General features: G+C 63.4%; 24 protein-coding genes and 1 pseudogene. 18 read left to right on the top strand and 7 right to left on the bottom strand.

Annotated elements, in window-relative coordinates:
• Positions 1-72: 72 nt before the first annotated feature.
• Positions 73-258 carry a hypothetical protein gene (locus tag NKH29_RS06755; RefSeq protein WP_352495054.1) on the bottom strand — a complete coding sequence of 62 codons (186 nt, stop codon included), beginning with the start codon at positions 256-258 and terminating at the stop codon, positions 73-75.
• 110 nt (positions 259-368) lie between these two features.
• Between NKH29_RS06755 and gcvA (NKH29_RS06750) the strand changes: the two genes are divergently transcribed.
• The 9 genes from gcvA (NKH29_RS06750) (at position 369) to NKH29_RS06710 (ending at position 10,287) form a co-directional block, all read left to right on the top strand.
• A complete protein-coding gene (gcvA, locus tag NKH29_RS06750; RefSeq protein WP_023722531.1) occupies positions 369-1,280 on the top strand; it encodes a transcriptional regulator GcvA in 912 nt (303 codons plus the stop codon).
• A 221-nt stretch (positions 1,281-1,501) separates the two neighbouring features.
• Positions 1,502-2,812, top strand: coding sequence for an ABC transporter substrate-binding protein (locus NKH29_RS06745; protein ID WP_352495053.1), 1,311 nt, complete (start codon positions 1,502-1,504; stop codon positions 2,810-2,812).
• A 113-nt stretch (positions 2,813-2,925) separates the two neighbouring features.
• Positions 2,926-3,798, top strand: coding sequence for a carbohydrate ABC transporter permease (locus NKH29_RS06740; protein ID WP_031195183.1), 873 nt, complete (start codon positions 2,926-2,928; stop codon positions 3,796-3,798).
• An 11-nt stretch (positions 3,799-3,809) separates the two neighbouring features.
• Positions 3,810-4,634, top strand: coding sequence for a carbohydrate ABC transporter permease (locus NKH29_RS06735; RefSeq protein WP_352484354.1), 825 nt, complete (start codon positions 3,810-3,812; stop codon positions 4,632-4,634).
• Positions 4,635-4,684: 50 nt separating this feature from the next.
• Complete coding sequence (locus NKH29_RS06730; RefSeq protein WP_023722527.1) at positions 4,685-5,689, top strand: ABC transporter ATP-binding protein; 1,005 nt, start codon at positions 4,685-4,687, stop codon at positions 5,687-5,689.
• On the top strand, positions 5,686-6,456 hold the full coding sequence (locus NKH29_RS06725) for an L-iditol 2-dehydrogenase (protein WP_352495052.1): 771 nt from the start codon (positions 5,686-5,688) through the stop codon (positions 6,454-6,456). Before NKH29_RS06730 ends, NKH29_RS06725 begins: the two co-directional genes overlap by 4 nt.
• Positions 6,457-6,526: 70 nt before the next feature.
• Positions 6,527-8,005 (top strand): mannitol dehydrogenase family protein, encoded by a 1,479-nt coding sequence (locus tag NKH29_RS06720; RefSeq protein ID WP_352495051.1) that lies wholly within the window; start codon positions 6,527-6,529, stop codon positions 8,003-8,005.
• A gap of 15 nt (positions 8,006-8,020) precedes the next feature.
• On the top strand, positions 8,021-8,704 hold the full coding sequence (locus NKH29_RS06715) for an HAD family hydrolase (protein WP_352484350.1): 684 nt from the start codon (positions 8,021-8,023) through the stop codon (positions 8,702-8,704).
• Positions 8,701-10,287 carry an FGGY-family carbohydrate kinase gene (locus NKH29_RS06710; RefSeq protein WP_352495050.1) on the top strand — a complete coding sequence of 529 codons (1,587 nt, stop codon included), beginning with the start codon at positions 8,701-8,703 and terminating at the stop codon, positions 10,285-10,287. The genes NKH29_RS06715 and NKH29_RS06710 overlap by 4 nt, the downstream gene beginning before the upstream one ends.
• A gap of 14 nt (positions 10,288-10,301) precedes the next feature.
• Here NKH29_RS06710 and NKH29_RS06705 read toward each other — a convergent pair whose 3' ends face one another.
• On the bottom strand, positions 10,302-10,883 hold the full coding sequence (locus NKH29_RS06705; protein WP_352963302.1) for a histidine phosphatase family protein: 582 nt from the start codon (positions 10,881-10,883) through the stop codon (positions 10,302-10,304).
• A gap of 229 nt (positions 10,884-11,112) precedes the next feature.
• Here NKH29_RS06705 and NKH29_RS06700 point away from each other — a divergent pair.
• A pseudogene (locus NKH29_RS06700) lies at positions 11,113-12,517 on the top strand (MATE family efflux transporter).
• 16 nt (positions 12,518-12,533) lie between these two features.
• On the opposite strand, the gene NKH29_RS06695 reads toward NKH29_RS06700, so the two are convergent.
• From NKH29_RS06695 to speB, 4 genes are all read right to left on the bottom strand, one after another.
• Entirely contained in the window at positions 12,534-13,181 is a 648-nt protein-coding gene (locus tag NKH29_RS06695; protein ID WP_023722520.1) for an amino acid ABC transporter permease, read from the bottom strand.
• A complete protein-coding gene (locus NKH29_RS06690) occupies positions 13,178-13,846 on the bottom strand; it encodes an amino acid ABC transporter permease (RefSeq protein ID WP_352548064.1) in 669 nt (222 codons plus the stop codon). Before NKH29_RS06690 ends, NKH29_RS06695 begins: the two co-directional genes overlap by 4 nt.
• Before the next feature lie 6 nt (positions 13,847-13,852).
• Complete coding sequence (locus tag NKH29_RS06685) at positions 13,853-14,662, bottom strand: transporter substrate-binding domain-containing protein (RefSeq protein WP_352548066.1); 810 nt, start codon at positions 14,660-14,662, stop codon at positions 13,853-13,855.
• A gap of 138 nt (positions 14,663-14,800) precedes the next feature.
• Positions 14,801-15,862, bottom strand: a complete 1,062-nt coding sequence (gene speB, locus NKH29_RS06680) for an agmatinase (protein ID WP_352999238.1) — start codon at positions 15,860-15,862, stop codon at positions 14,801-14,803.
• A 181-nt stretch (positions 15,863-16,043) separates the two neighbouring features.
• On the opposite strand from speB, the gene gcvA (NKH29_RS06675) reads away from it, so the two are divergent.
• The 8 genes from gcvA (NKH29_RS06675) to NKH29_RS06640 all read left to right on the top strand — a co-directional run bounded on the left by gcvA (NKH29_RS06675) (position 16,044) and on the right by NKH29_RS06640 (position 24,972).
• The gene (gene gcvA, locus NKH29_RS06675; protein WP_023722516.1) at positions 16,044-17,018 is read left to right on the top strand and encodes a transcriptional regulator GcvA; all 975 of its coding nucleotides are present in this window, start codon (positions 16,044-16,046) and stop codon (positions 17,016-17,018) included.
• A gap of 192 nt (positions 17,019-17,210) precedes the next feature.
• The gene (pncB, locus tag NKH29_RS06670) at positions 17,211-18,515 is read left to right on the top strand and encodes a nicotinate phosphoribosyltransferase (protein WP_352999236.1); all 1,305 of its coding nucleotides are present in this window, start codon (positions 17,211-17,213) and stop codon (positions 18,513-18,515) included.
• A gap of 176 nt (positions 18,516-18,691) precedes the next feature.
• Positions 18,692-20,140, top strand: a complete 1,449-nt coding sequence (locus NKH29_RS06665; protein WP_352999235.1) for a hypothetical protein — start codon at positions 18,692-18,694, stop codon at positions 20,138-20,140.
• A 163-nt stretch (positions 20,141-20,303) separates the two neighbouring features.
• Positions 20,304-21,608 (top strand): ABC transporter substrate-binding protein, encoded by a 1,305-nt coding sequence (locus tag NKH29_RS06660; protein WP_023718162.1) that lies wholly within the window; start codon positions 20,304-20,306, stop codon positions 21,606-21,608.
• Positions 21,609-21,694: 86 nt separating this feature from the next.
• Complete coding sequence (locus NKH29_RS06655; RefSeq protein ID WP_352999234.1) at positions 21,695-22,576, top strand: branched-chain amino acid ABC transporter permease; 882 nt, start codon at positions 21,695-21,697, stop codon at positions 22,574-22,576.
• Positions 22,573-23,535, top strand: a complete 963-nt coding sequence (locus NKH29_RS06650) for a branched-chain amino acid ABC transporter permease (RefSeq protein ID WP_023718164.1) — start codon at positions 22,573-22,575, stop codon at positions 23,533-23,535. The genes NKH29_RS06655 and NKH29_RS06650 overlap by 4 nt, the downstream gene beginning before the upstream one ends.
• Positions 23,532-24,260 carry an ABC transporter ATP-binding protein gene (locus NKH29_RS06645; RefSeq protein ID WP_023718165.1) on the top strand — a complete coding sequence of 243 codons (729 nt, stop codon included), beginning with the start codon at positions 23,532-23,534 and terminating at the stop codon, positions 24,258-24,260. The genes NKH29_RS06650 and NKH29_RS06645 overlap by 4 nt, the downstream gene beginning before the upstream one ends.
• On the top strand, positions 24,253-24,972 hold the full coding sequence (locus NKH29_RS06640; protein WP_352484342.1) for an ABC transporter ATP-binding protein: 720 nt from the start codon (positions 24,253-24,255) through the stop codon (positions 24,970-24,972). Before NKH29_RS06645 ends, NKH29_RS06640 begins: the two co-directional genes overlap by 8 nt.
• Here the strand turns inward: NKH29_RS06640 and NKH29_RS06635 are convergent, their stop codons facing one another.
• Positions 24,973-26,400, bottom strand: a complete 1,428-nt coding sequence (locus NKH29_RS06635; RefSeq protein ID WP_352999232.1) for a sodium:proton antiporter — start codon at positions 26,398-26,400, stop codon at positions 24,973-24,975.
• Positions 26,401-26,419 lie beyond the last annotated feature (19 nt).

Genomic DNA, 26,419 nt, shown 5'->3' with positions numbered 1-26,419 from the left:
CAGAGCCGCTGGCGGTCGGAAACGATCAGGTGAAATCGAAACGCAGCTGAACCCTCGATAAAACGAGCGACATTATTGGTGCCGGCCACAAGGATCGTTGCCGTCGAGGAAGCCCATGTCGCGCTGGAGATGCGGCGGCAGTTCCCGGACGTCGAGATAGGCCCGTTTCCGCGCCGCGTGCCTTGCCAATCCCCGCGCCAGCCGTGAAAACCAGCCATGGGCTGGAGCAAGAAGCAGCTTTTCCTGTAATGTGGTCATGATCGTCAGCCTTCGCTATCTCTAGGCGTAATTGATCTTCAACACGGAATATCGGTAGGACCGGCCGGTGCCGCCAATCAAACGTCGATCATTGCCCATAAGGAGGGCTTATGCCGGAGCTCAATTCACGACAGCTGGTTTCGCAGCTTCCTCCGCTTCAGGCGATCCGGGTGTTCGAGGCGGTGGCGCGGCATCTCTCGTTCACCAAGGCCGCCCAGGAGCTTGGCATGACGCAGGCGGCGGCAAGCTATCAGATCAAGCTTTTGGAGGAGCGCATCGGCGCACCCTTGTTCCTGCGCCAGCCAAAACAGATCGTGCTGACCGAACCTGGCCAACGCCTGGCGCCCGCGGTCAGCGAAGCGTTCGCGCTGTTGAGCGGCGCCTATGCCGCCGCGCGCACCGGCGCCGATGGCGTGCTTTGCGTTTCGACGCTGCTGACCTTTGCCTCCAATTGGCTGGCGCAGCATCTCGGCTCGTTCCAGGTCGCGCATCCGTCGCTGGCGGTGCGCGTCGATACCTCGAACAGGGTTGTCGACTTTGCCAGAGAGGATATCGACATCGCCATCCGCTCCGGCGGCGGCAATTGGCCGGGCGTCGAGACCCATATGCTGTTCCGGGCCGACTTCACGCCGGTCCTTAGTCCAAAGCTCGCGGCAAGCATCGGCGGCGTCAACGAACCGGCCGACCTGCTACGGCTGCCGATCCTCGACCCGGGCGACATCTGGTGGCGGGACTGGTTTGCCGCCGCCGGCCTGCCGGTCGCGGAATTGGCCAAACGCACCGGCACCAGCATGGGCGCGCAGGCCTACGAGGCCAATGCCGCGATTGCCGGCCACGGCGTGGCGATCGTCACCAAGGCGCTGTTCAAGACCGAACTTGCCGACGGCCGCCTGATTCAGCCCTTCGATCTTGTTGGTGACGACGGCCATGCCTATTGGCTGGTCTACCCGACAGCGCGGCGCAACGTGCCGAAGATCCGCGCCTTTCGTGATTGGATCCTGAACGAGATCGCTTGCCAGTAGGCCGAATCCAGGCCACCCGGACAGCAAAGCTCCGGCTTTTGACGGCGCGATGAGCCCGACCCAACCCTTCTCCACATATACCGCGAGTGTCCCAGGCTTGCCGCTGCACGAGACCGCGTGCTGCGCTGCAGCAACGAATCCGGCTTGACATAATTTGCGGCAAGTGAGTAATTGCTCACAGCCAAGGCAAATGCTCATCTTGGTTCATGGGAGGAATTTTGATGAAACTTCGCACGTTCACCCTAGGCCTGTTGCCGGCCAGCGCGCTTGCTTTCGCCGCGCATGCCGAATCCATCACCATCGCCACGGTCAACAATGGCGACATGGTCCGCATGCAGAAGCTGACCGACGACTTCACCGCAACGAATCCCGACATCCAGCTGCAGTGGGTCACGCTCGAGGAAAATGTCCTGCGCGAGCGCGTCACCACCGACATCGCCACCAAGGGCGGCCAATACGACGTGATGACCATCGGCACCTACGAGGTGCCGATCTGGGCCAAGCAGAGCTGGCTCCTGCCGCTCGACAAGCTCGGCGACGACTATGACGTCAAGGACATCATCCCGGCCATTGCCGGCGGCTTGTCGGTCGACGGCAAGCTCTACGCCGCGCCGTTCTACGGCGAAAGCTCCTTCGTCATGTACCGCAAGGATCTGATGGAAAAGGCCGGGCTCAAGATGCCCGATGCACCGACCTGGGACTTCATCAAGCAGGCTGCCGACAAGATGACCGACCGCGCCAACGGCGTGAACGGCGTCTGCCTGCGCGGCAAGGCCGGCTGGGGCGAGAACATGGCCTTCCTGACCGCCATGTCGAACTCGTTCGGCGCGCGCTGGTTCGACGAGAACTGGAAGCCGCAATTCGACCAGCCCGAGTGGAAGAACACGCTGCAGTTCTATGTCGACCTGATGAAGGCCGATGGCCCCGAGGGCGCATCATCCAACGGCTTCAACGAAAACCTGGCGCTATTCCAGCAGGGCAAATGCGGCATGTGGATCGACGCCACCGTCGCTGCTTCCTTCGTCTCTGATCCGAAGAACTCCACCGTCGCCGACAAGGTTGGCTATGCGCTGGCGCCGGACAATGGCCTCGGCAAGCGCGGCAACTGGCTGTGGGCCTGGTCGCTGGCCATCCCCGCCGGCACGCAGAAGGCCGACGCCGCTCAAAAGTTCGTATCCTGGGCTACCAGCAAGCATTATGCCGAGCTCGTCGCCTCGAAGGAAGGCTGGGCCAACGTTCCGCCGGGAACGCGCTCCTCGCTCTATGCCAATCCCGAGTACCAGAAGGCAGCACCTTTCGCCAAGATGACGCTGGACTCGATCAACTCCGCCGATCCGACGCATCCGACCGTCAAGCCGGTGCCTTATGTCGGCGTCCAGTTCGTCGCCATTCCTGAGTTCCAGGGCCTCGGCACCACTGTCGGCCAGCTCTTCTCGGCGGCACTTGCCGGCCAGTCGAGCGTCGACGACGCCCTGAAGCAGGCGCAGGACGCCGCCACCGCGACGATGACCGAGGGCGGTTACATCAAGTAGGCTCCTCCCGGTGCCGGTTGCCAATGGCGACCGGCAACGGCCGCCCGAATCCCAGTTCGGGCGGCCGGCTTTCACACCGCTGAAAACTTGGCTGACCTCGAAGGGTGACCGTCATGGCTACTCAGCAGACCCGTTCGCTTGCCCGCTTCATGATGGCGCCATCCGTGGTGCTGCTGCTGGTTTGGATGATTGTACCGCTGGCATTCACACTGTGGTTCTCCTTCCAGCAGTACAATCCGCTCAATCCGATGCGCGACGGCTTCGTCGGGTTTTCGAACTACGCGCTGTTCTATTCCAACCCGGCATTCCTGCAGTCGATCCTCAACACGCTCACCATCGTCGTCAGCGTGCTTTTGATCACGGTGATCGGCGGTATCTTGCTGGCCCTTCTGCTCGATCAGCCGATGTGGGGACAGGGCATCGTCCGCATCCTCGTCATCTCGCCGTTCTTCGTCATGCCGCCGGTGGCGGCACTGGTCTGGAAGAACATGATCATGCATCCGCAATACGGCGTCTTCGCCGATATTGCGCGCTTCTTCGGCGGGCAGCCGATCGACTGGTTCGGGCAGCACCCGCTTTTGGCGATCATCATCATCGTCGCCTGGCAGTGGCTGCCGTTTGCGACGCTGATCCTGTTGACCGCGCTTCAGTCGCTCGACGGCGAGCAGAAGGAAGCCGCCGAAATGGACGGCGCCGGCTTCATCAGCCGCTTCATCTATTTGACGCTGCCGCATATGTCGCGCGCCATAACCGTGGTCATCCTGATCCAGACGATCTTCCTTCTGTCGGTCTATGCCGAGATCCTCGTCACCACCAATGGCGGCCCGGGTTATGCCTCCACCAACCTGCCCTTCCTCGTCTACCAGAAGGCATTGCTGGAGTTCAAAATCGGCCAGGCGTCCGCCGGCGGTATCATCGCAGTCATTCTCGCCAACATCGTCGCCTTCTTCGCCATGCGCGCCGTCGGCAAGAATTTGGATAAATAAGGGAGGAAACGATGGCACGTGCAGTCACCACCCAGCACAAGACGATTGCGACCGCGGCCGCCTGGATCGTCGCGCTGCTGATCTTCTTCCCGATCCTCTATACGATCATCACTTCGTTCAAATCGGAGCAGGAGGCCATCCAAGGCTTCAACCTGTTCCCGTCGGGAACCACGGAGAGCTATTCCGAGGTCCAGGCGCAGAACGGTTATTTCAAATTCTTCCTGAACTCGGTGTTCCTGTCGGTCGGCTCGACCGTCCTGGCTCTGCTTGTCGCCGTACCGGCGGCATGGTCGATGGCGTTTTCGCCAAGCAAACGCACCAAGGACATCCTGATGTGGATGCTTTCCACCAAGATGATGCCGGCCGTCGCCGTGCTGTTCCCGATCTATCTGATCTTCCGCGACACCGGACTGCTCGACAGCCGCATCGGCCTGATGGTCATGCTGATGCTGATCAACCTGCCGATCGTGGTCTGGATGCTCTACACCTACTTCCGCGAGATCCCGGGAGAGATCCTGGAAGCGGCGCGCATGGACGGCGCATCGCTCTGGAACGAGATCATCTACGTGCTGACGCCGATGGCGGTGCCGGGCATCGCCTCGACCATGCTGCTCAACATCATTCTCGCCTGGAACGAGGCGTTCTGGACGATCCGGCTGACCACCACTGAGGCAGCGCCGCTCACCGCTTTCATCAGCTCCTTCTCCAGTCCGCAGGGGCTGTTCTGGGCCAAGCTTTCGGCCGCCTCGACACTGGCGATCGCGCCGATCCTGATCATGGGCTGGTTCAGCCAGAAGCAGCTGGTCCGCGGCCTGACGTTTGGGGCGGTAAAGTAACGGGCATCGCCTGACGCAAAACGAAAAACAGCCCTTCGGGGGAGGAAATCATGGGAAACATCACGCTCAAGAACGTCTCCAAATCCTTCGGGGCGACGTCCATCATCCCCGGCCTCGACCTGGTCATCGAGAACGGCGAGTTCGTCGTCTTCGTCGGCCCGTCGGGCTGCGGCAAGTCCACGCTGTTGCGTCTGATTGCCGGCCTGGAGGACACCAGCGGCGGCACCATCATCATCGATGGCCGCGACGTCACCGGCGAGGCGCCGGCCAAGCGCAAGCTGGCCATGGTGTTCCAGTCCTATGCGCTTTACCCGCATATGACGGTGGCCAAGAACATCGCTTTCCCCCTGAAGATGGCGGGCGAGGACCAGGCGACCATCGACAAGAAGGTGAAGGACGCCGCCCGCATCTTGAACCTCACCAACTACCTAGATCGCCGCCCCGGCCAGCTCTCCGGCGGCCAGCGGCAGCGCGTCGCCATCGGCCGCGCCATCGTGCGCCAGCCTTCCGCCTTCCTGTTCGACGAGCCTTTGTCCAATCTCGACGCGGCGCTGCGCGGCACCATGCGGCTGGAGATCAGCGAGCTGCATCACCAGCTCAAGACCACCATGGTCTACGTCACCCACGACCAGATCGAGGCCATGACCATGGCCGACAAAATCGTCGTGCTCAACGCCGGCAATATCGAGCAGGTCGGCTCGCCGATGGAGCTCTACAAGACACCGAAGAACCTGTTCGTCGCCGGTTTCATCGGCTCGCCGAAGATGAACCTGATCGAAGGCGAGCCGGCCGCCAAATATGGCGCCAGGACAGTCGGCATCCGCCCGGAGCATATGAACATTTCGAAGACGTCAGGCGACTGGAAGGCGACCGTCGGCGTTGCCGAACATCTCGGCTCCGACACGTTTTTGCACGTCCAGGCGGATGGTGTCGGGCAGCTGACGGTGCGTGCCGACGGCGAACTTGCCGCCCATCACGGCGACACAATCTATCTGACACCGGACAAGACCAAGCTGCATCGTTTTGGCGCCGATGGGAAGGCGATGCTGCAATGAGGCTCGGAGGTAAATCGGCGCTGATCACCGGATCGGCGCGCGGCATCGGCAGGGCGTTTGCCGAAGCCTACATGCGGGAGGGCGCGACCGTCGCCATCGGCGACATCAATCTCGAGGCTGCCGAGAAGACGGCTTCGGAAATCGGCGGCAACGCCTACGCGGTGAAGCTGGACGTCACCGATCTCGCGTCGATCGATGCGGCCGTCAAGGCGGTCGAGACAAGGGCCGGCGGCCTCGATATCGTGATCAACAACGCTGCGCTGTTCGACCTGGCGCCGGTCGTCGAGATCAGCAAGGCGAGCTACGACAAATTGTTCTCGGTCAACGTCGCCGGCACACTGTTTACGGTTCAGGCTGCGGCCCGTTCGATGATTGCCCGCGGCAAGGGCGGCAAGATCATTAACATGGCAAGCCAGGCCGGGCGCCGCGGCGAGGCGCTGGTCGCCGTCTACTGCGCCACCAAGGCGGCGGTCATCTCGCTCACCCAGTCGGCAGGGCTAGACCTGATCAAGCACGGCATCAATGTCAACGCGATAGCACCGGGGGTCGTCGACGGCGAGCATTGGGATCACGTCGATGCCCTGTTCGCCAAGTTCGAGAACCGGCCGAAAGGCGAAAAGAAGAGGCTGGTCGGCGAAGCCGTGCCTTATGGCCGCATGGGCACGGCGCAAGACCTCACCGGCATGGCGGTGTTCCTGGCCAGCGATGAGGCCGAATACATCGTTGCCCAGACCTACAATGTCGATGGCGGCCAGTGGATGAGTTGAGGGGGCGAAGGCGCTCTTCTCCCCGTCTCCTCCACGGGGGGAAGAGTCGTCCCGCTAAAGGGTAAAGCAGATGTCCGTGAAACTCTCTTCTTCCATACTCGCCAAGCTGCCGCCCAAGGTCGCCGGCCCGAAATATGATCGCGCCGCGCTCAAGGCCGGCATCGTGCATTTCGGCGTCGGCAATTTCCATCGCTCGCATCAGGCCGTCTATCTCGACGACCTCTTCAATTCGGGCGTCGGCCACGACTGGGCCATCGTTGGCGCCGGCGTCTTCGAGGGCGAGAAGGTCGGCCGCGGCAAGCTGCAGGAACAGGACTGGCTGACCACCGTGGTCGAGCAGGACAGCGGCCATATGAGCGCGCGCGTCACCGGCGTTATGATCGATTTCCTGATGCCGGGCGACGCGCCCGCAATCGTCGAGCGGCTTGCCGATCCGGCGATCAAGATCGTTTCCCTGACCATTACCGAGGGTGGCTATTTCATCGATCCGGCTTCCGGCGTCTTCAATCCGACACATCCCGACATCGTTGCCGACGCTGACCCGGGGGCGACGCCGAAGACCGTCTTCGGCCTCATCCTCGCCGGGCTGCTGCGCCGCCGCGCCGACGGCATCGTGCCCTTCACCGTCATGTCCTGCGACAACATCCCCCATAACGGCCACGTCACCTCGGATGGCGTCGTCGGCCTGGCGCGGCTGATCGACGAAGGTTTGGCAAACTGGGTGAGCGAAAACGTCGCCTTTCCCAACGGCATGGTCGACCGCATCACGCCGGCCACCACCGACCGCGAGCGCGGCATTCTCTCCAGCGAGTTCGGCCTCGACGACAATTGGCCGGTGTTTTGCGAGCCGTTCAAGCAGTGGGTGCTGGAGGATCGTTTCATCGACGGCCGCCCGCCGCTGGAACAGGTCGGCGTGCAGTTCGTCAGCGATGTCGCGCCATATGAGCTGATGAAGATCCGCATCCTCAATGGCGGCCATGCGACCATCGCTTATCCGGCCGGGCTGATGGACATCCATTTCGTCCATGAGGCGATGCAGGAGCCGCTGGTACGCGGCTTCCTCGACAAGCTCGAGCATGACGAAATCATCCCGACCGTGCCGCCGGTTCCGGACACCGACCTCGAAGATTACTACCAGCTCATCGAGCACCGCTTCTCCAATCCGAAGATCGGCGACACCATACGCCGGCTTTGCCTCGACGGCTCTAACCGCCAGCCGAAATTCATCATTCCGACCATCGCTGACCGGCTGAAGGCTGGCAAAAGTGTCACCGGCCTGGCGCTGGAATCTGCGCTCTGGTGTCGCTACTGCTTCGGCACCACGGATTCCGGTGCCGTCACCGAGCCCAACGACCCGAACTGGGGCCGGTTGCAGGGGACGGCCAAGGCGGCCAGGGACATGCCTGCCGCCTGGCTTGCCATGGAGGACATCTATGGCGATGTCGGCCGCTCGCCGCCGTTCGCCGAAGCGTTCGCCCATGCGCTCAAATCGCTGTGGGCGGACGGCGCGCGCGCGACACTGACGCGCTATCTCGCCGGCGACCTCTGAAGCCGATCCAGCGCGATGACGCCTGAACTGGTCATTTTCGACTGTGACGGCGTGCTGGTGGATAGCGAGATGCTGTCCGTCTCGGCATTGCTGGAGATGATCGCGCTTGCCGGCGGCAACGTCAGCGAGGACGTTGCCTACGAGCACTTCCTCGGCAAGAGCATGAAGAGCGTCCGCGAAATCCTCGCAAGCGACTTCGGGCTCGATCTCACCGACCAGCATCTGACCGAGATGCGCTCCGAACTGATGCGCAAGTTTCGCCAGGAGCTGAAACCGATGCCAGGCATGGCACAGGTCCTGCCGAAGCTCGGCGTGCCGTGCTGCGTCGCCTCCTCCGGCACGCTGGAGCGGATCCGCTATGCGCTCAAGGTTACGGGGTTGCTTGGGCTGCTGGAGCCGCATTTGTTCAGCGCTGCCATGGTGGCGCGGGGCAAACCGGCGCCCGATCTTTTTCTCCATGCGGCTGCTAAAATGGGAGCGGACCCGCGAAACTGCCTCGTCGTCGAGGACAGCCCGGCCGGCATCCAAGCGGCGCGGGTGGCAGGCATGCGCGTCCTTGCCTTCACCGGGGGCTCGCACACCGGCAACCCGGCACTGAAAGCGCGGCTTGCGTCGAGTGAGCCGGACTTTATATTCGCTGACATGCTGCAATTGCCCGATCTGATTGCAGGCCTGGGAGCGAGAGCAAGAACACCTTGACCAACAGTTTCGTTTGCGCGGTCGATGTCGGCACCGGAAGCGCCCGTGCCGGCATTCTCGACACCGGTGGCGCCTTGCTCGGCCGCGCCGAGCACCCGATCGCCATGCAACAGCCGAAAGCCGACCACGCCGAGCACGATTCGCAGGATATATGGTCGGCGGTGTGCATGGCCGTCCGCGCTGCCCGCGAAAAGGCGCGCGTGAAGGCTGAGGATATCGTCGGCATCTCCTTTGACGCCACCTGCTCGCTGGTGGTGCGAGACCGGCATGGCGGCCAGCTCAGCGTGTCGGTATCAGGCGAAAGACGCTGGGACACCATCGTATGGCTCGATCATCGCGCCATTGCCGAGGCCGACGAATGCACCGAAAGCGGCCATGCCGTGCTCGACTATATCGGCGGCGTCATGTCGCCGGAAATGGAGACGCCGAAGCTGATGTGGCTGAAGCGCAACCTGCCCGGAACATGGAACGAAGCCGGCTACCTATTCGACCTCACCGACTTCCTGACCTGGAAGGCAACCGGCTCGCTCGCCCGTTCACAATGCACGCTGACCGCCAAATGGACCTATCTTGCCCATGAAGCGACCGGCTGGCGGCGCGACTTCTTCGAAGCCGTCGGGCTCGGCGACCTTTTCGAGCACGGCAATCTGCCGGAAAAGGCAAGCCCGGTCGGTGCCGATATCGGTGCGCTTAACGCGCAAGCCGCGGCGGAGCTTGGCCTCACCGAAAAATGCCGGGTCGGTGCAGGCGTCATCGATGCGTATGCCGGCGCGCTTGGCGTGCTCGGAGGCTTCGCCGGCAACGCGAAGGATATCGGCCGCCATCTGGCCCTGATCGCCGGGACGTCGAGTTGCGTCATGGCGATGTCGCCCGATCCGCAGCCTTTCGCCGGTGTTTGGGGTCCTTACTATGGCGCCGCCCTTCCCGGCCTGTGGCTGTCGGAAGGTGGCCAGTCAGCCACCGGCGCGCTGCTCGATCACATCATCCGCTGGCATGGCGCCGGCGGCGAGCCGGATGCCGCCATGCATGCCAGGATCGCCCGCCGCGTCGCCGAGCTGCGCGCCGCTGAAGGAGACAACCTCGCCGCCAGGCTGCATGTGCTGCCCGATTTTCACGGTAACCGCTCGCCGCTCGCCGACCCGCATGCCGTAGGCGTCATCAGCGGGCTGACGCTGGATTCGTCCTTCGACAGTCTGTGCAAGCTCTATTGGCGCACCGCCGTCAGCATCGCGCTTGGCGTCCGCCATGTGCTGGAGGCGCTGAACGAGAACGGCTATCTGATCGACACGCTGCACGTCACCGGCGGCCACACCAAGAACCCCTTGCTGATGGAGCTCTATGCCGACGCCACCGGATGCACGGTGGTCGAGCCGCTGGCGGACGAGGCGGTGCTGCTCGGCACCGGCATGATTGCCGCCACCGCTGCCAGGCTTTTTCCCGATTTGAACGCCGCTTGCGTCGCCATGCAGCAAGGCGGCAGGACGCGCGAGCCCAATCCGGCTGCCGCCGGCCGGTTCGATCGCGACTACCGCGTGTTTCTCGAGATGCATCGGCAAAGGCAGGCGCTGGACGCGATCCGATAGATCGGGATCGGCGGCTATCTCTGGTTCCAGCGCCGGACGACCGGTTCGTCAAGGCCGTGCTCATAACCGATCACGCTTACGCTGGCGGTATCCAGCACGAAAAGCGCGCCGTCTTGCGGTGGCAGGCCGAGCCAGCGTGCGGCTAGCACCCTCAGGAAATGCGAACTTGAGAAGACCAGGACATTGCCGCTGGCCTCGAGCAACTGGCTGACGATCCGGTCCGCCCTCGAGCCTACATCCGTGGCGGACTCGCCGCGCGGGCAGCCGTCGCGAAAGAGCCGCCAACCGGGACGCTCGGCGAGGATTTGCTTGGTGGTCAATCCCTCATAGGCACCATAATCCCACTCCGCCAGATCGTCCTTCTTCACGCCTGACGAGCCGAAGCCGGCCAGCGCACAGGTGTTGAGGGCGCGCTGCGACGGGCTCGACCACACCGCCGAGAAGGATAGACCCTTTAGCCGCTCAGTGACCCGCCTTGCCCCATCCTCGCCGGCCGGCGTCAGCGGTATGTCGGTCCGGCCGGTATGTTTTCCGGACGCACTCCATTCCGTCTCGCCATGCCGAACCAGATAGATTTCGGGAAACGCGCTCATCAGGCTGCCTTTCAAAGGAATCCACCGTGACCATAGCGGCTTCCATGGCCTCTCCAATAGCCTGCATTGAGCCGACTGGCTTAACCCTTCCGCAAGTCAGCCTCTTGCCACCGGTGCCCATTTCATAGACAAACCCGTCGTAATGCGGAATCCGGCCGATCTTGGCCATTTTCCGCGCTGAGACGCGGCTTCCGGCTCTTGCCGACGTGCCGCAATCGGATAGGCGGAAAAAATGTCTGCGATCGAAGCCGACGCTCGCGCGCCGGAAAACCTTTGGCGTCGGGAAATCAGGGCGATGCTGGCGCTCGCCTGGCCGATGGTGCTGACCAATCTCGGTCAGACCGCGATGACCGCTACCGACGTCATGATGATGGGGCGGCTGGGGCCGGACACGCTGGCCAGCGGTGCGCTTGGTGCCAACCTTTACTTCATGCCGCTGATCTTTGGACTTGGCCTGATGCTGGCGACCTCGCCGATGATGGCGACCGAGCTCGGCCGTCGCCGCCACTCGGTGCGCGACCTGCGCCGCACCGTGCGCCAGGGTCTGTGGCTGGCGATCCTCATTTGCATTCCGATCTGGGTCTTTCTCTGGCACGGCGAGGCCGTGTTGCTGGCCATGGGTCAGGAACCGGCACTGGCGCATCAGGCCGGCATCTATCTGCGCTGGCTCGAATGGGCGGTGCTGCCCTTTTTCGGCTACATCGTCCTGCGCTCGTTTATTTCGGCGCTGGGAGCGGCCGGGCTGGGCACTGATCATCGTTTTCGTTGCCGTCGCCTGCAACGCCTTTTTCAACTGGCTGTTCATGTTCGGCAATCTCGGCATCCAATCGATGGGCATCGCCGGCTCCGGCCTCGCCACCACGCTGTCCAGCACGTTAATGTTCGCCGGCATGGCGGCGGTGGTGATGCTTGAGAAGAAATTCCGGCGCTATCGTCTGTTCGGACGCTTCTGGCGGGCCGATTGGCCGCGCTTCAAGGGCCTGCTGCGGCTCGGCCTGCCGATCGCCGGCCTGCTGGCGTTTGAGGTGACGATTTTCAACGCGGCGGCCTTTCTCATGGGCCTGATCGATGCGGCTTCGCTTGCCGCCCATGCGATCGCCATCCAGATCGCCTCGATCACCTTCATGGTGCCGCTCGGCCTCAACCAGGCGGTGACGGTGCGCGTCGGACTTGCCCACGGCGCCGGCAATCCGGAAGGTGTCAGCCGGGCTGGCTGGACCGCCTATGTCGTCGGTGTCTCCTTCATGGCGCTGATGGGGCTGGTGATGATCCTGTGGCCGCACCTCTTGATCGGGGCCTTCATCGATCTGGGCAATCCGGCTAATGCCGAGGTGGTCGCGCTGGCCGTGTCGTTCCTCGCTTTTGCCGCGCTGTTCCAGGTTTTTGACGGTGCGCAGGCGGTAGCCAGCGGCATGCTGCGCGGCCTGCACGACACCAAGGTGCCGATGATCTATGCCGCGATCGGCTATTGGGGCATCGGCCTGCCGCTCGGCGTGCTGCTCGCCTTCCATTTCGGTTTCAACGGCGTCGGCATCTGGATCGGCCTATCGTCGGGACTGGCGGTGGTTGCTGCACTCCTGCTGGGACGCTGGCTGCGGCGGGACAGGATCGCGCCGCCGCTGGTGTTCGGGCGTTGAATTGCTGGTCGCCCGCTCAGCGGGCCGCCGCCCGCTGTTCCAGCGAGCGCGCATATTGCGTCAGCGGAAAGCACATGACGAAGAAGATCAGCGCTACCAGCCCGTAGACTTTGAACGGTTCGAAGGTCGCATTGTTGATTGCGTTGGATGTCCTCACCAGCTCCTCGAAACCGATGATCGAGGTCAGCGCGGTCGACTTGATCAGCTGCACCAGGAAGCCGACGGTCGGCGCGCGGGTGATCGAAAACGCCTGCGGCAGGATGATCAGCCGGAGTTCCTGCAGATAGTGCAGGCCGAGGCTGGCGCCGGCGTCCCACTGGCCGCGTGGCAATGCATCGACGCCGCCGCGCCAGATCTCGGCGAGATAGGCGCTGGCAAAGAAGGTCAGGCCAAGCACCGCCGCGGTCCACGGCTCGATGCGCAGGCCCAGCATCGGCAAGCCGAAGAACATCAGGAAGAGCTGCATCAGCAGCGGCGTGCCCTGGAAAAGCGCGATGTAGCCGGAGGCAAACCGGCGCGCCCATTTATTCTTGGCGATCCGGAAGAACAGCACGATCATGCCGACCACGGCGCCGCCGACAAAGGCAGCCAACGACAACAGCACCGTCCAGCGCGCCGCCAGCAGCAGGTTGCGCAGAATGTCCCAGAAGGTGAATTCGATCATGACACGCCGGCTCCAAGAAGCCGGCGACCGCCGCCGACCAGCAGCCGGCGCAGCCCAATCGACAGGATGAGATAGACCATCGTCACCACGAAATAGGTCTCGAAAGCCCGGAACGTGCGCGCCTGCAGCATGTCGGCTTCATAGGTCAGCTCGCGCACCGCGATCTGCGACACCACGGCGGATTCCAGCATCATGATGACGATCTGGCTGGTCAGCGCCGGATAGATCACCTTGAGCGCCTGCGGCAGCACGATTTTGATGAAGACCTGGCGCGGCCTGAGCCCAAGCGCCATTGCCGCTTCCGTCTGCCCGGGCGGCACCGCGTCGAGTCCGGCGCCAACGATCTCGATCGTGTAGGCCGCCATGTTGAGCGTCATCGCCAGCATGGCTGCCAGCACGGGATCGAGCCTCACGCCGATGCTTGGCAGCCCGAAGAAGATGAAGAACAGCTGCACCAGGAACGGCGTGTTGCGGATCACCTCGACATAGACGCCGATCGCCCGCTTGAGCAGCAGCGGGCCGTTTCGCCGCCCTGCCGCGCCGAGGATGCTGAGCAACGTTCCCGCCAGCGTGGTCACGGCGATCAACAGGATCGTCGTGGCCGCGCCGCGCGCGATCGCCCCTGTCGCCCCGGCAAGCCAGCCGAAGTCGAGGCTATAGGTCACCGGCCGTCAATCCTTGAGATTGGCGGGATCGAGCGGTGTCTTCAGCCAGGCCTTCGAGCTTTCGTCCAGTCTCCCGTCGGCCAGCATCTTGGCAACTGCATCGTTGACCGCTTGCTTGAGGCGGTCTTCCTTCTTGTTGAGGCCGATATGCGAGGGCGAGGTGAGAAGCTGGAACTTTTGCTCCGGCTTCAGCGCCTCCTGACGGGCGAGCACCTGGGCGCCGACATCGTTGCCGACCACCATCAGCTGGGTCTGACCCGAGATGAAGGCCTGGATGACGGAATTATAGTTGTCGAAGCGGCGGATGTCGGCCGAGGCGGGTGCTGCCTCGGTCAGCGAGGTGTCCTCCAGCGTGCCGCGATTGACGGCGATCGACTTGTCGGCAAGGTCTTCCTTGCCTTTGACCGAAAGTGCTGCCGGGCCGATGACGGCGATGTAGTAAGGCGCGTAGGCGGCGGCGAAATCGATCACCTGCTCACGCTCCTTGGAATAGCCGACGCTCATCAGCAGGTCGACGCGCTTGTCGGTAAGATATGGGATGCGGTTCTGGCCGGTCACGCTGACCAGATTGAGCTTGACCTTGAGCTGCTCGGCGATGGATTGCGCCACGTCGATGTCGTAGCCCTTGATGCTCATGTCGGCGCTGGCCGAGGAGAAGGGTGGGAAATCGGAAAAGATACCGACATTGATGGCGCCGGCCTTGGTGATGTCGTCGATAGCGTCGGCATTGGCGGCCTGGGTCGTGAAACCAAAGCCGGTTGCGCCGAGCATCAGCACGGCGGCGATGGATGATTTGAGTTTCATGTGAAATGTCATTGTCGTTCCCCTGCTGGAAGCTTGTTTATGTGAGTGCAACCGCCGGCTCCAGCGCGGCGGTCGCCTTTGGGATTTTCTAGTGGACCATGATCGTCTCCGAAAACCGGTTCCCACTTTTCGGGATCATGGTCGAGCGTGTCAGCCCGCCTTGCTGGTGATTGCCGGGCTGAAGACCATCAGGCTGAGGATCTCGAACAGCACCTGCGCGCCGGCATGCGCCGTGTTGGTGGTCGCGTCATATTGCGGCGCCACCTCGACGACGTCGCCGCCGACGATATTGAGGCCCTTCAGGCCGCGCAGCAGCTCGAGCACTTCGCGCGTCGTCAGCCCGCCGACCTCCGGCGTGCCGGTGCCCGGCGCGAAGGCGGGATCGATGCTGTCGATATCGAAGGAGACATAGGTCGGGCCGTCGCCGACTATCCTGCGCGCCTTCTCGATAATGGCGGGGATGCCGAGGCCGGTCACCTCTTCGACATGCACCACGGTCATACCGGACTCGTAGGTGAACTCCCAAAGGTACTCGGCCGAGCCGCGAATGCCGATCTGGATGGTGCGGCTCGGGTCGAGCACGCCGTCCAGCACCGCGTTGCGGAACGGCCCGCCATGGTGGAACTTGGTCATGTCGAACAGGCCGCTGGTGTCGCAATGGGCGTCGATATGGATCATGCCCACCGGCGCCTTCTTGCCGACAGCTTTCAGGATCGGGTGGCTGATCGAATGATCGCCGCCGACAGACAAGGGCAGGACGCCGGCGTCGACGATCTGGTTGGTGCGGCGTTCGATGTCGTCATGGCTGGTCTCCAGCCGGTAGCGGCTCTGGAACGGCACGTCGCCAATGTCGGCGACTTTCAGCTCATGCGTCGGTGCGCATTCCAGCACATGATTGTAGGGGCCGATGCGCTCGATGGCGCGCAGCGCCCTTGGCCCGAAACGGGCGCCCGGCCGGTTGGTGACGCCCAGATCCATCGGCACACCGATCATCGCCACCTGAAGATCGCCGAAATCCGGATTGTCGGCGGCGATTTCACGATAGGGCGCCGCGAGGAAGGTCGGGATGCCGGAATAGGGCGCCAGCCGCGTGCCGGTCTTGGAGAAGATCTTGTCGGCGACACGCTGGAATTTCGGGTCGAACATTTCGCCGCCATGGCTCTCGCCGTATTTGCGGCGCAGCGCTTCGAGCTTGCCGCGGTCATAACCCATGTCGGTCCTCCATGGCTGGTGCAGCGCGGACGGCGGCCTCGATAGCCGCAGCCGTTGGCTGCCTGCAGATTTCACGTCTTGATGCAATGCTTGGGCAAAGTGTCCTGTAGCTGCATTGAAAAATCAATTGATATTGTTAGGGTGTTCGCTGTGAGAAAATCTCACAGAGCTTAGGTTCCAAATGGCCAAGCGTTTGCCACCGCTCAACCCGCTGCGCGCCTTCGAGGCGACGGCGCGCCATGCCTCGCTGACCAAGGCGGCGGCCGAGCTCAACGTCACCCACGGTGCCATCAGCCATCAGATCAAGGCGCTCGAGCAATCGTTGGGCGTCAAGCTGTTCGAGCGTGCCGGCCAGCGGGTGAAGCTGACGCCGCACGGCGCCGAATTGCTGCCGGCGGTGTCGACCGCCTTCGACGGCATTGCCGCCGCCACGCAGCGCATGACGAGGCCGGCCAGCACCGGCGCGCTGTCGGTATCCTGCGTGCCGGCGCTGCTGTTGCTGTGGATGATCCCGCGGCTCGGCAGCTTCACTTCGCAATATCCGGATATCCGGCTGACGCTGATCCCATCGAATGACGCCAAGGACGTCCGCGCCCCGCATATCGATGTCTGCGTGCACTATGGTGACGGCAGCTGGACCGACTGCTGGATGCGCAAATGGTCGGGTCTCGAACTGTTCCCGGTGGTCAGCCCGACGCTGATCAACAACCGCCCGATCCGCACCGTCCGCGACCTCGCCGATCACGTCTTCCTGCATGGCGACGACGGCCGCGAATGGCACACCTGGCTGGCCGCCGCCGACGCGCTGGACCTGGAGCGCGGCCGCCGCCATCATCTTGGCGACGCGCGCATGGCGACCGAGGCTGCGGTTCACGGCCATGGCGTGGCGCTCGGCGACACGGTAACGGCAAGCGGACTGCTCGCCAGGGGTCTGCTTGTCGCGCCATTCAGCCTTTCCGTGCCGGCCGTCGACGATTTCTACGTCGTCTGCCGCAACGAGATGCGGTCGGCGCCGATCGTGCAATTGTTCATCGACTGGCTGTTTGCCGAGAAAGAGCAGGCCGATCGCCGCGCCGACGCGCCGGTGGCAGGCCGCATCGGCTTTCGCCGCAAGCGTCCAGCGCTCAAGGTGGTCGGCGCCAAGACCGCATCCTGAGGCCGAAACTGCCGTGGGCGCCGCTTGCCGCAGGGGCTTCTTTTTGTCGGGCCAGCCCGCAAAGCGGGAGGCGCGTTCAAAAATTCGATGCTAAGAGGCATTTGGAGCAATTCCAGGAAAAGTGCGCAGCGGTTTTCCGTCCGGAATTGCGCTAGACAAAAGCTAGAGCGAGCAGCGAAGGCGCATTGAGCGATGGCAAAGACCGATATAGCGCGGCGCGTCTACAACCACACCTGGAAGCTCGACCCGATCGTGCGTAGCTTGCTCGACACCGATTTCTACAAGCTTCTGATGCTGCAGATGATCTGGGGCATGTATCCCAAGGTCGACGCCACCTTCTCGCTGATCAACCGTACCACCTCGGTCCGCCTTGCCGAGGAGATCGACGAGACGGAGCTGCGCGAGCAGCTCGACCATGCCCGCACCTTGCGCTTCTCGAAGAAAGAGATGATCTGGCTCGGCGGCAACACCTTCTATGGCCGCAAGCAGATCTTCGAACCGGAATTCCTCGCCTGGCTGGAAAATTTCCGGCTGCCCGAATACGAGCTCTCCAGGCGCGACGGCCAATACGAACTCGCCTTCAGCGGCCCGTGGATGTACACGACGCTGTGGGAGATCCCGGCGCTGGCAATTATCAATGAACTTCGATCTCGCGCGGCCATGCGGGCGTTCGGGCCGTTCGCGCTCGACGTGCTCTATGCCCGCGCCAAGGCCAAGATGTGGGCCAAGACCGAGCGGCTGAAGGCGCTGCCCGGCATCCGCATCTCGGATTTCGGCACCCGCCGCCGTCATTCGTTCCTGTGGCAGCGCTGGTGCGTCGAAGCGTTGAAGGAGGGCATCGGCGAGGCCTTTACCGGCACCTCCAACGTCCTGCTCGCCATGGACAACGATCTCGAGGCGCTCGGCACCAATGCGCATGAACTGCCGATGGTGTTCGCCGCGCTCACCAATTCGGAAAAGGAATTGAAACAGTCGCCCTACAACGTGCTGCAGGACTGGCAGCGCTACTACGGCGGCAATTTGCTGATCGTACTGCCGGACACCTTCGGCACCGCGGCGTTCCTGCGTGATGCGCCGGACTGGGTCGCCGACTGGACCGGTTTCCGCCCCGACAGCGCGCCGCCGATCGAAGGCGGCGAGAAAATCATTTCCTGGTGGCGCGAAAAGGGCAAGGACCCCAAGCAGAAGCTGCTCATCTTCTCGGATGGGCTGGAGGTCGAGACCATCGAGGAAACCTACCGCCACTTCCGCGGCAAGGTGCGCATGTCCTTCGGCTGGGGCACCAACCTGACCAACGATTTCGAGGGCTGCGCGCCGACCGAGACCAACCGGCTAGACGCCATCTCGCTGGTCTGCAAGGTCACCGAAGCCAACGGCAGGCCGGCGGTCAAGCTCTCCGACAATCCGGCCAAGTCGACAGGCGACGAGAAAGAGATCGAGCGCTATCTGCGGATATTCGGCCAAAAGGACCGCGTGGAGCAGCTGGTGAAGGTGTGAGGGCCGACAAGAAGTATTTCTTGGAAAGCATGAGTTCCCGCCCACCCCCCTCTGTCCTGCCGGACATCTCCCCCTCTGAGGGGGAGATTGGCTCTCATCTCCGCTCTGGCCAACCCTCAACGAGGCAAGAAAAGCGCCGGCCGATTCAACTGCCAATCTCCCCCCTCGAGGGGGAGATGTCCGGCAGGACAGAGGGGGGTGCCGTAGAGCGCTGCCATAACCTAGTAGCCCTGCCGCGGTTCTCCTTCTTCCTGGCCCTTGCACCTGTATTCCTGCCCACCCCCGCCTTCGCCCACGCCTCCGACCGCGGCCACGTCCTGCTCCTCCCCACCGGCTACTACGTCGCCGGCGGCGCGCTCGCCGTCGCCGCCAGTTTCCTTGTCCTGGCGCTACTGAGGCCGGACTCCCTCGACCGCTTCTGGCGCAAACGCCTGCCGCTTTTCACCTTCGGCGACGGCGCGCGGACTGCCGTCAGCCTGATATCCTTTGCCGGCTTTGCAATTCTCACTGCCGCCGGCCTGTTCGGCAGCCGCGATCCGCTCTCCAATCCGCTGCCGCTGACCGTATGGACATTGCTCTGGGTTGGGCTGGCTTTGCTGCAAGGGCTCAGCGGCGATCTCTGGTCGTGGCTCAATCCGTGGTACGGGCCTTGCCGCGTCGTCTCGCGCCTGTCCGACAGAACGGAGCCACGGCGGCTGCCCCAGTGGCTCGGCTATTGGCCGGCTTTCGTGCTGTTCTTCGCCTTCGCCGGGTTCGAGCTGATCGACCCGGCGCCCGATGACCCGGGGCGGCTGACCTGGGCCGCCGGCGTCTACTGGCTGCTAAGCTTCGCGGCCATGCAGGTCTTCGGCTACCGCGGCTGGACCCGCAGCGGCGAGTTCCTGACAGTGTTCTTTTCGATGGTGGCGCGCTTCGCCATCGTCGAACGCAACGAGGACGGCCGGCTCAAACTCTGCTGGCCGGGCGCTAAGCTGCTCGAGGATGCGCCGCTGCCGCTCAGCGGCGTCGCCTTCCTGCTGCTTGCGCTGTCGTCGGTATCCTTCGACGGCCTGTCGAAAACCTTCTTCTGGCTAGGCCGGTTCGGCATCAATCCGCTGGAGTTTCCGGGACGCACCGCCTTGATCGGCATCGGCAGTTTCGGCCTTGTGCTGACCTTTGTCGTGCTTGCGGCCGTGTTCGCGCTTGCCGTCTTTCTTGGCCAGCACCTTGCCGGCAGCAAGCATTCCCTCGCTCACGCCGCAGGGCTACTAGTCTGGTCGATCGTGCCGATCGCGCTCGCCTATCACTTCGCGCATTATCTGACGGCGCTGCTGGTCGACGGCCAATATGCGATTGCCGCTCTCTCCGACCCGTTTGCGCTGGGCTGGAACCTGTTCGGCACCGCTGAACTGCCAATTGAAGCCGGCGTCGTCGCCGGCGCCGGCTCGGCGTGGTGGCTGTGGAATCTCCAGGCCGGCGTCATCATAGCCGGCCACATGCTTGCAGTGCTTGTCGCCCATGGCTTGGCCTGGCGATTGCACCCCATTCCCGCTCGCGCCGCGCTCAGCCAGTTTCCGCTCACGTTGCTGATGATCGCCTACACCGTCTTCGGCTTGTGGCTGCTTGCGACGCCAACCGCCGGGTGAACGAGATGCGCGATGCCCGTCAATCGAACCTTGGGGAAAGCTCGCTTGCCACGTCAGAGCTTTGGTGATTTAGTTTGTACACATGCAATTTTCGGCCCTCTTAGCAAGAGTGGCCCGCCTCGCTACAGCCATTGGTCAAAGCTCAAAAACAAGGGGAACTGCCGTGACTGACAAGAATGGGTTTTTCGATCTCTCCAGATCCGCTCTCACCCGCCGCACGGCGCTGAAGGTCCTTGCCGCCGGCGCCGGTCTTGCCGTCGCGCCGGGCTTCGTGCGCTACAGCCAGGCGCAGAGCTCGGCGCCGATCAAGATCGGCTTCCAGTCGCACCGCACCGGCATCGGCGCCGCCTATGGCCGCTGGTACGAGAAGACCACGGCCGCGGCGGTCAAGGCGATCAACGATGCCGGCGGCATCAACGGCCGGCCGGTCGAGGTGATCATCGAGGATGACGGCACCGATCCCGGCCGGGGCGCCGAAGTGGTCGGCAAATTCGCCTCCCAGCACAAGACCGACATCGTCTACGGCACGCTGTTTTCGCATGTCGTCATCGGCTCGGCGCCGGCCGCCGGCGAGGCCAAGATGCCCTATTTCGTCGTCAGTGAAGGTCACCACGTCGCGTCGACCAAATTGAACCGCTACGTCTTCCAGCCCGGCATCACCGACGTGAAGAGCCAGATCCAGTCGATGGCGCCGTGGATTGCCGCCAATGCCGGCAAGAAGGTGACGCAGATATTCCCCGATTTCGCTTTCGGCTACGATCATCGCGACTACCTGCCGCCGGCGCTGAAGGCGCAAGGCGCCGAGGTCATCGCGCAGATCGCCATCCCGCCGACGGAATCCTCCTTCACCAAATATTTTCCGCAGATCCCGGCCGAGACCGAGGTGATTTACCACGTCATGGTCGGCCCGGCGGTGCTCACCTTCGTCAAGGAACTCGGCGAGTTCTACGGCTCCAACCGGCCGCAATTGTTCGGCTTCATCGATTCGCTCGAAGCCACCGACATCAACAGCCCCGGCCTCGAATTCCTCGATGGCAGCCATTTCTGGGAAGGCTCGCCACGCTATGCGCAGCCCGATGACTCCCCTGCACAGAAGGCCTATCGTGCCGCCGTCGGCATCGACGACAATGGTGCATCTGTCGGCGATCCCAAGGACGTCTCCACCGCCGCGCACATGTTCGGCTGCTGGGAAACGCTCTACGTCGTCAAGAAGGCGATGGAGGATGCCGGCTATAAGGGCCCGGAAGACCGCGCCAAGCTGGTCGAGGCGACCGAGGCGTTGACCGAGTTCGCCGAGGGGCCCGAGCATCCGCAGGGACCGAAAACCTTCAACGGCAAGATCCACCAGTGTTTTGGTATCCAGAACATCTCCAAGGTCGAAGGCGGCCGGCTGAATGTCGTCCACAAGACCAAGATCGAGGACGGCCTCTACGAGCCGGAAGGGGATTACACGACGCAGGCGCTGTGAGCTTGGCTGCTGCAGCAAGCGTGAGCGCCAAGACACCCCCCTCTGGCCAGAGGGGGGTGCTTCGCGCATCCGCCGGTGCTTAGCCGATGCACTTCGGACCCCACCTGCTCCTCGCCGCCCTCGAAGGCCTCGTCACCTCCGCCGTCCTGGCGCTGACGGCGCTTGGCCTGTCGCTGGTGTTCGGCGTCATGGGCGTCGTCAATGTCGCGCATGGCGAGTTCTTCATGCTGGGCGCGGTGCTTGCCTGGGCGATTTCTACGGCGATATCCGGCCATCCGGCGCTCGGCTTCCTGGCCGCCCTGGTGCTGGCGCCGCTGATCGTCGGCTTGATCGCACTGCTCGCCGAACGGCTGGTCCTGCGCCGGCTCAACTACAATCCGGAAGCCACCATCGTCGCCACCATCGGCATGCTCTACATCATCCAGCAATTGGCGCTGACCTTCTACGGCCCGGAGGCGCGGCCTGTGGAGCCGCCGTTCAGCTACCGCATCCTCCTGCCGTGGTTCGGCTATTCCGGCTACAAGCTGTCGATCATCGCCGCATCCGCGCTGCTTCTGGTCGCGACCTGGCTGGTGCTGACGCGCACGAAAATCGGCCTCATCATGCGCGCCACGCAATATGACAGCGAGACGGCGCAGGCCTTTGGCATTCCGGTGACCAGAGTCTATGCCGGCGTCTTCGCGCTCGGCGCCATGCTGGCGGCTGTGGCCGCGGTGCTGATCGTGCCGATCAGCCAGGCCCACTATCTGATGGGACAAGACCCGCTGTTGCTGTCGTTCATCGTCGTCATCATCGGCGGCCTCGGCTCGCTGCGCGGCACGGTCGTCGCCGCGGTGCTGATCGGCCTTTCCGACGGCATCATCTCGGTGTTCTTCTCACCGACGCTGGCCAAGATCATCGCCACCTTGCTCGTCGCCATGGTGCTGGTGTTCCGGCCGCAGGGCCTGTTCGGGACGGCATCGCGATGAAGGATGCTTCGCCGGCAAAGCCATATGCGCTGCACCTCGGCGTCATCGCCCTGCTTTTCGCCCTGAGCTTCGTCTTGCCGGAATACCATCACGGCCTGCTCGCTCGCATCATGGTGCTGGCGGTCTTCGCCATGGGTTACAATCTGCTGTTCGGCTATGTCGGGCTGCTCAGCCTCGGCCATGCCATGTTTTTTTCAGCCGGGCTCTATGGCGCCGGCCTCGCCGTCATTCATCTCGGCTGGAGCGTATCGGCCGCCTTCGCAGCCGGGCTTGCCTGCGGCGCACTTCTCGCGCTGGTGATCGCGCTGCTGGCGCTGCGCACCTCCGGCGTCGCCTTCATGATCGTAACAATGATGTTCGCTCAGGTATTCTATCTCGTCATCCTCTATCTCGCCGCCTGGACCGGCGGCGACCAGGGCATGGTCGTACCGCAGTCGATGCGTGTCCTTGTCCTGGGCAGCACGTCGCTCGACCTCACCAACCCGACCGTGCGCTATATGAGCGCGCTGGCGCTGTTCTCGATCGTGCTGCTTATAAGCCTGGCCATAGTCCGCTCCGGCTATGGCCGCGTGCTGGTCGCCATCCGCGAGAACGAGGAGCGGACAAAAATGCTCGGCTACGATACGTTTTCCAACAAGCTCGCCGCCGTCATCGTCTCCGGCACCATCTGCGCGGGTTCCGGCGCCGCCTATGCGCTGCTGTTCGGCTATGTCGGCTCGAGCTTCGCTTCGGTGCAGTATTCCATCCTGCCGCTGCTCTGGGTGCTGCTGGGCGGTGCTGCCACCACGCTCGGGCCGCTGATCGGCACGCTGTTCATGTACTATGTCATCGACGTCGCTAGCGGCTACACCTCCGCCTATCTGCTGATCGTCGGCATCGCGCTGATCCTGCTGGTTTTGTTTTTCCCAAAAGGCATTCTCGGCAGCATTCGCCAGCGCTGGCTCGGATGGCTGCCATGATGCCGCTTTTGACCACCAAAGACCTGTCGCGCAGTTTCGGCGGCTTGCGCGCCGTCGACGGCGTCGACTTCGCGCTGATGCCGGGCGAGATCCGCGCTGTCATCGGCCCCAACGGTGCCGGCAAGACCACCTTCGTCAGCCTGGTCAGCGGCCGCATCCAGCCCTCGTCGGGCACGATCATCTTCGACGGCGCCGATATCACCAGCCTGCCTGCCTACGCCAGGGTTCGCCTTGGCATCGCCTATACATTCCAGATCACCAGCGTCTTTGCCAATCTCAGCGCCTACGACAATGTTGCCCTGCCGGTGCAGCGCACGCTGACCGACAGCCGCTCGAAGGGCGCGGTTCACACCGGCGTCATGGCGGCGCTCGAGCGCACCGGACTTGCCGACTGGGCGCAAATGCCGGCCGGGCAGTTGTCCTACGGTCACCAGCGCCTGTTGGAAGTGGCGATGGGGCTGGCACTGAAGCCGCGGCTGCTGATCCTCGACGAACCGACGCAAGGGCTGGCCGACAGCGAGATCGACAATTTCATCGAGCTGGTGCGCGAGATCGCCGATAGCGCCACCGTGCTTTTGATCGAGCACAACATGCCGGTGGTCATGCAGCTCGCCGACCGCATCACCGTCTTCAACGCCGGCAGGATTTTAGCTGAAGGCACGCCCGAGCAGATCCGCGCCAATGCCGCGGTGCAGGACGCCTATCTGGGGACGACCCATGGCTGAGGCCCAGTCCAGGGCACTGACGATCTCCGGGCTTGATTGCTTCTATGGCGAGGTCCAGGTGCTCTATGGCCTCGATCTCGTCTTGAGCGAGGGCGAGGTGCTCTGCCTGTTCGGCCGCAACGGCGCCGGCAAGACGACGACGCTGAAGGCGATCATGGGCCTGGTGCCGGCAAGCGCCGGCTCGATCCGGCTCGAAGGGCGGGAATTGACCGGCCTGCCGGCGCACGAGGTGCCCAAGGCCGGCGTCGCCTATGTGCCGCAGGGCCGGCGGCTGTTCGCCGAGATGACGGTGGCTGAAAACATCGAGATCGGCCTGATGGCCCGCAACAAGGGCAAGGCGACGCGCGAAAACGTGCTCGATCTCTTCCCGCTGCTGCGCCAGCGCCTCAGGCAGCGTTCTGGCACGCTATCGGGCGGCGAGCAGCAGATGCTGGCCATGGCCCGCGCCCTGTGTCTGGAACCACAGGTGCTCCTACTCGACGAGCCGACCGAAGGGCTGATGCCGTCGATGATCGCCAAGATCCGCGAAACCGTTTCGAAGCTGCGTGCGCTTGGCGTGTCGACAATCCTTGTCGAGCAGCGCGTCGATGCCGTGCTCTCGGTCGCAGACCGCGTTTGCTTCATCGAAAACGGCCGCAACCGCGAGACGGTCGACGTTGAGGAACTGCGTGCTGATCCCTCGGCGGTCCGCCGCTATGTCGGCGTCGGCTGATCAGGCAAAAAACAGCAAGCCGGCGAGCAGGAAAGTCGGGATCAGCACGGCGCCCGACCACGCCATGTAGCCAAAGAAGCTCGGCATCTTGATGCCGCGATGCCTGGCAATGGCATAGACCATGAAATTCGGCGCATTGCCGACATAGGTGTTGGCACCCATGAACACCGCGCCGGCCGAGATGGCCGCCAGCGTCGAGGCGAGCTCGGTCATCAGATGCTGCGCATCGCCGCCGGCCAGCTCGAAGAACACCAGATAGGTCGGCGCATTGTCGAGGAAGGACGACAGCGCCCCGGTCAGCCAGAAATAAGCGAGATTGTCGGGCGCGCCGGTCGGCGAGCTGACCAGCAGCACCAACGGCGCCAGCGCGCCGTCGAGGCCGGCCCGCAATATGGCGACGACCGGCACGATGCAGATGAAGATGCTGGCGAACAGCTTCGCCACCTCGGCAATCGGCCCCCAGCTGAAGGCGTTTGCGCCGCGAAACTCCTTTGGCGAGACGACAAGCGACGTGAAGGCCAGTATCAGGATGGCGGCGTCGCGCACCAGATTCTGCAGCTCGAGGCTGACGCCCTGAAAAGAGAAACTCACTCCCGGCTTCCAGGCAGCGGAAATCAGGATCGCGGCGATCACCCCTGCCAGCAGCGGGATGTTGGCCAGGCCGCGAATGCGCACCTTGCTGTCGGGCGTCGGATCCTTGATCTTCGGCGCGCCTTCCTCCCGGTGATGCATGATGATGTCGATCGCCAGGAAAACCGCCAGCACCACGCCGGCGACGAACAGTGTCTCGGGCAACAGGTGAACTGTCGTCCAGAAGAAATCGACGCCGCGCAGGAAGCCGACGAACAGCGGCGGATCGCCGAGCGGCGTCAGCGACCCGCCGATGTTGGACACCAGGAAGATGAAGAAGATGACGACATGGGCGTTGAAGCGCCGGTTGTCGTTGGCGCGGATGAGCGGCCGGATCAGGATCATCGAGGCGCCGGTTGTGCCGATGATCGAAGCAAGCACAGCGCCGCCCAGCAACAGCCCGGCATTGACCAGCGGCGTGCCGTGGATGTTGCCGGCAACGAAGATGCCGCCCGAAATGGTGAACAGTGCGAACAACAGGATGATGAACGACATGTATTCGGTGAGCAGCGCGTGCAGCACCGCCTGCGTTGCCGACGGGATGCCGAAGGCGAGCGCCAGCGGCCCGATCACCAACGCTGCCCAGAAAGCGGCAACCTTGCCGTAATGGTGCTCCCAGGCATGACGGAAGAGCAACGGCCCGGTCGCGATGCAAAGCAATAGCCCGGCAAACGGCAGCACCCACCACAGCGACATGGCGGCGCCCGGCAATTCGTGCGCTTCGGCCGCGAGAACCGCTCCCGGAGAAAAGATTGCGGCAATCAGTGCAGCACTTGCCGTCAACGCCGCAAACCGCATGGAGCCCCTCAAAAGTCTG

Origin of the sequence: Mesorhizobium sp. M1295 (genome assembly GCF_040318135.1) — a bacterium.
Lineage (GTDB): Bacteria > Pseudomonadota > Alphaproteobacteria > Rhizobiales > Rhizobiaceae > Mesorhizobium.
Note: the sequence above shows the minus strand (reverse complement) of the source record. Positions and strands in the feature narration are given on the sequence as shown.

What these genes read in the sequence shown, in the direction of transcription:
- NKH29_RS06755 (WP_352495054.1), bottom strand. Translation starts at nt 258, where the DNA reads ATGACCACATTACAGGAAAAGCTGCTTCTTGCTCCAGCCCATGGCTGG.
- gcvA (WP_023722531.1), top strand. Translation starts at nt 369, where the DNA reads ATGCCGGAGCTCAATTCACGACAGCTGGTTTCGCAGCTTCCTCCGCTT.
- NKH29_RS06745 (WP_352495053.1), top strand. Translation starts at nt 1,502, where the DNA reads ATGAAACTTCGCACGTTCACCCTAGGCCTGTTGCCGGCCAGCGCGCTT.
- NKH29_RS06740 (WP_031195183.1), top strand. Translation starts at nt 2,926, where the DNA reads ATGGCTACTCAGCAGACCCGTTCGCTTGCCCGCTTCATGATGGCGCCA.
- NKH29_RS06735 (WP_352484354.1), top strand. Translation starts at nt 3,810, where the DNA reads ATGGCACGTGCAGTCACCACCCAGCACAAGACGATTGCGACCGCGGCC.
- NKH29_RS06730 (WP_023722527.1), top strand. Translation starts at nt 4,685, where the DNA reads ATGGGAAACATCACGCTCAAGAACGTCTCCAAATCCTTCGGGGCGACG.
- NKH29_RS06725 (WP_352495052.1), top strand. Translation starts at nt 5,686, where the DNA reads ATGAGGCTCGGAGGTAAATCGGCGCTGATCACCGGATCGGCGCGCGGC.
- NKH29_RS06720 (WP_352495051.1), top strand. Translation starts at nt 6,527, where the DNA reads ATGTCCGTGAAACTCTCTTCTTCCATACTCGCCAAGCTGCCGCCCAAG.
- NKH29_RS06715 (WP_352484350.1), top strand. Translation starts at nt 8,021, where the DNA reads ATGACGCCTGAACTGGTCATTTTCGACTGTGACGGCGTGCTGGTGGAT.
- NKH29_RS06695 (WP_023722520.1), bottom strand. Translation starts at nt 13,181, where the DNA reads ATGATCGAATTCACCTTCTGGGACATTCTGCGCAACCTGCTGCTGGCG.
- NKH29_RS06685 (WP_352548066.1), bottom strand. Translation starts at nt 14,662, where the DNA reads ATGACATTTCACATGAAACTCAAATCATCCATCGCCGCCGTGCTGATG.
- speB (WP_352999238.1), bottom strand. Translation starts at nt 15,862, where the DNA reads ATGGGTTATGACCGCGGCAAGCTCGAAGCGCTGCGCCGCAAATACGGC.
- gcvA (WP_023722516.1), top strand. Translation starts at nt 16,044, where the DNA reads ATGGCCAAGCGTTTGCCACCGCTCAACCCGCTGCGCGCCTTCGAGGCG.
- pncB (WP_352999236.1), top strand. Translation starts at nt 17,211, where the DNA reads ATGGCAAAGACCGATATAGCGCGGCGCGTCTACAACCACACCTGGAAG.
- NKH29_RS06665 (WP_352999235.1), top strand. Translation starts at nt 18,692, where the DNA reads ATGTCCGGCAGGACAGAGGGGGGTGCCGTAGAGCGCTGCCATAACCTA.
- NKH29_RS06655 (WP_352999234.1), top strand. Translation starts at nt 21,695, where the DNA reads ATGCACTTCGGACCCCACCTGCTCCTCGCCGCCCTCGAAGGCCTCGTC.
- NKH29_RS06650 (WP_023718164.1), top strand. Translation starts at nt 22,573, where the DNA reads ATGAAGGATGCTTCGCCGGCAAAGCCATATGCGCTGCACCTCGGCGTC.
- NKH29_RS06645 (WP_023718165.1), top strand. Translation starts at nt 23,532, where the DNA reads ATGATGCCGCTTTTGACCACCAAAGACCTGTCGCGCAGTTTCGGCGGC.
- NKH29_RS06640 (WP_352484342.1), top strand. Translation starts at nt 24,253, where the DNA reads ATGGCTGAGGCCCAGTCCAGGGCACTGACGATCTCCGGGCTTGATTGC.
- NKH29_RS06635 (WP_352999232.1), bottom strand. Translation starts at nt 26,400, where the DNA reads ATGCGGTTTGCGGCGTTGACGGCAAGTGCTGCACTGATTGCCGCAATC.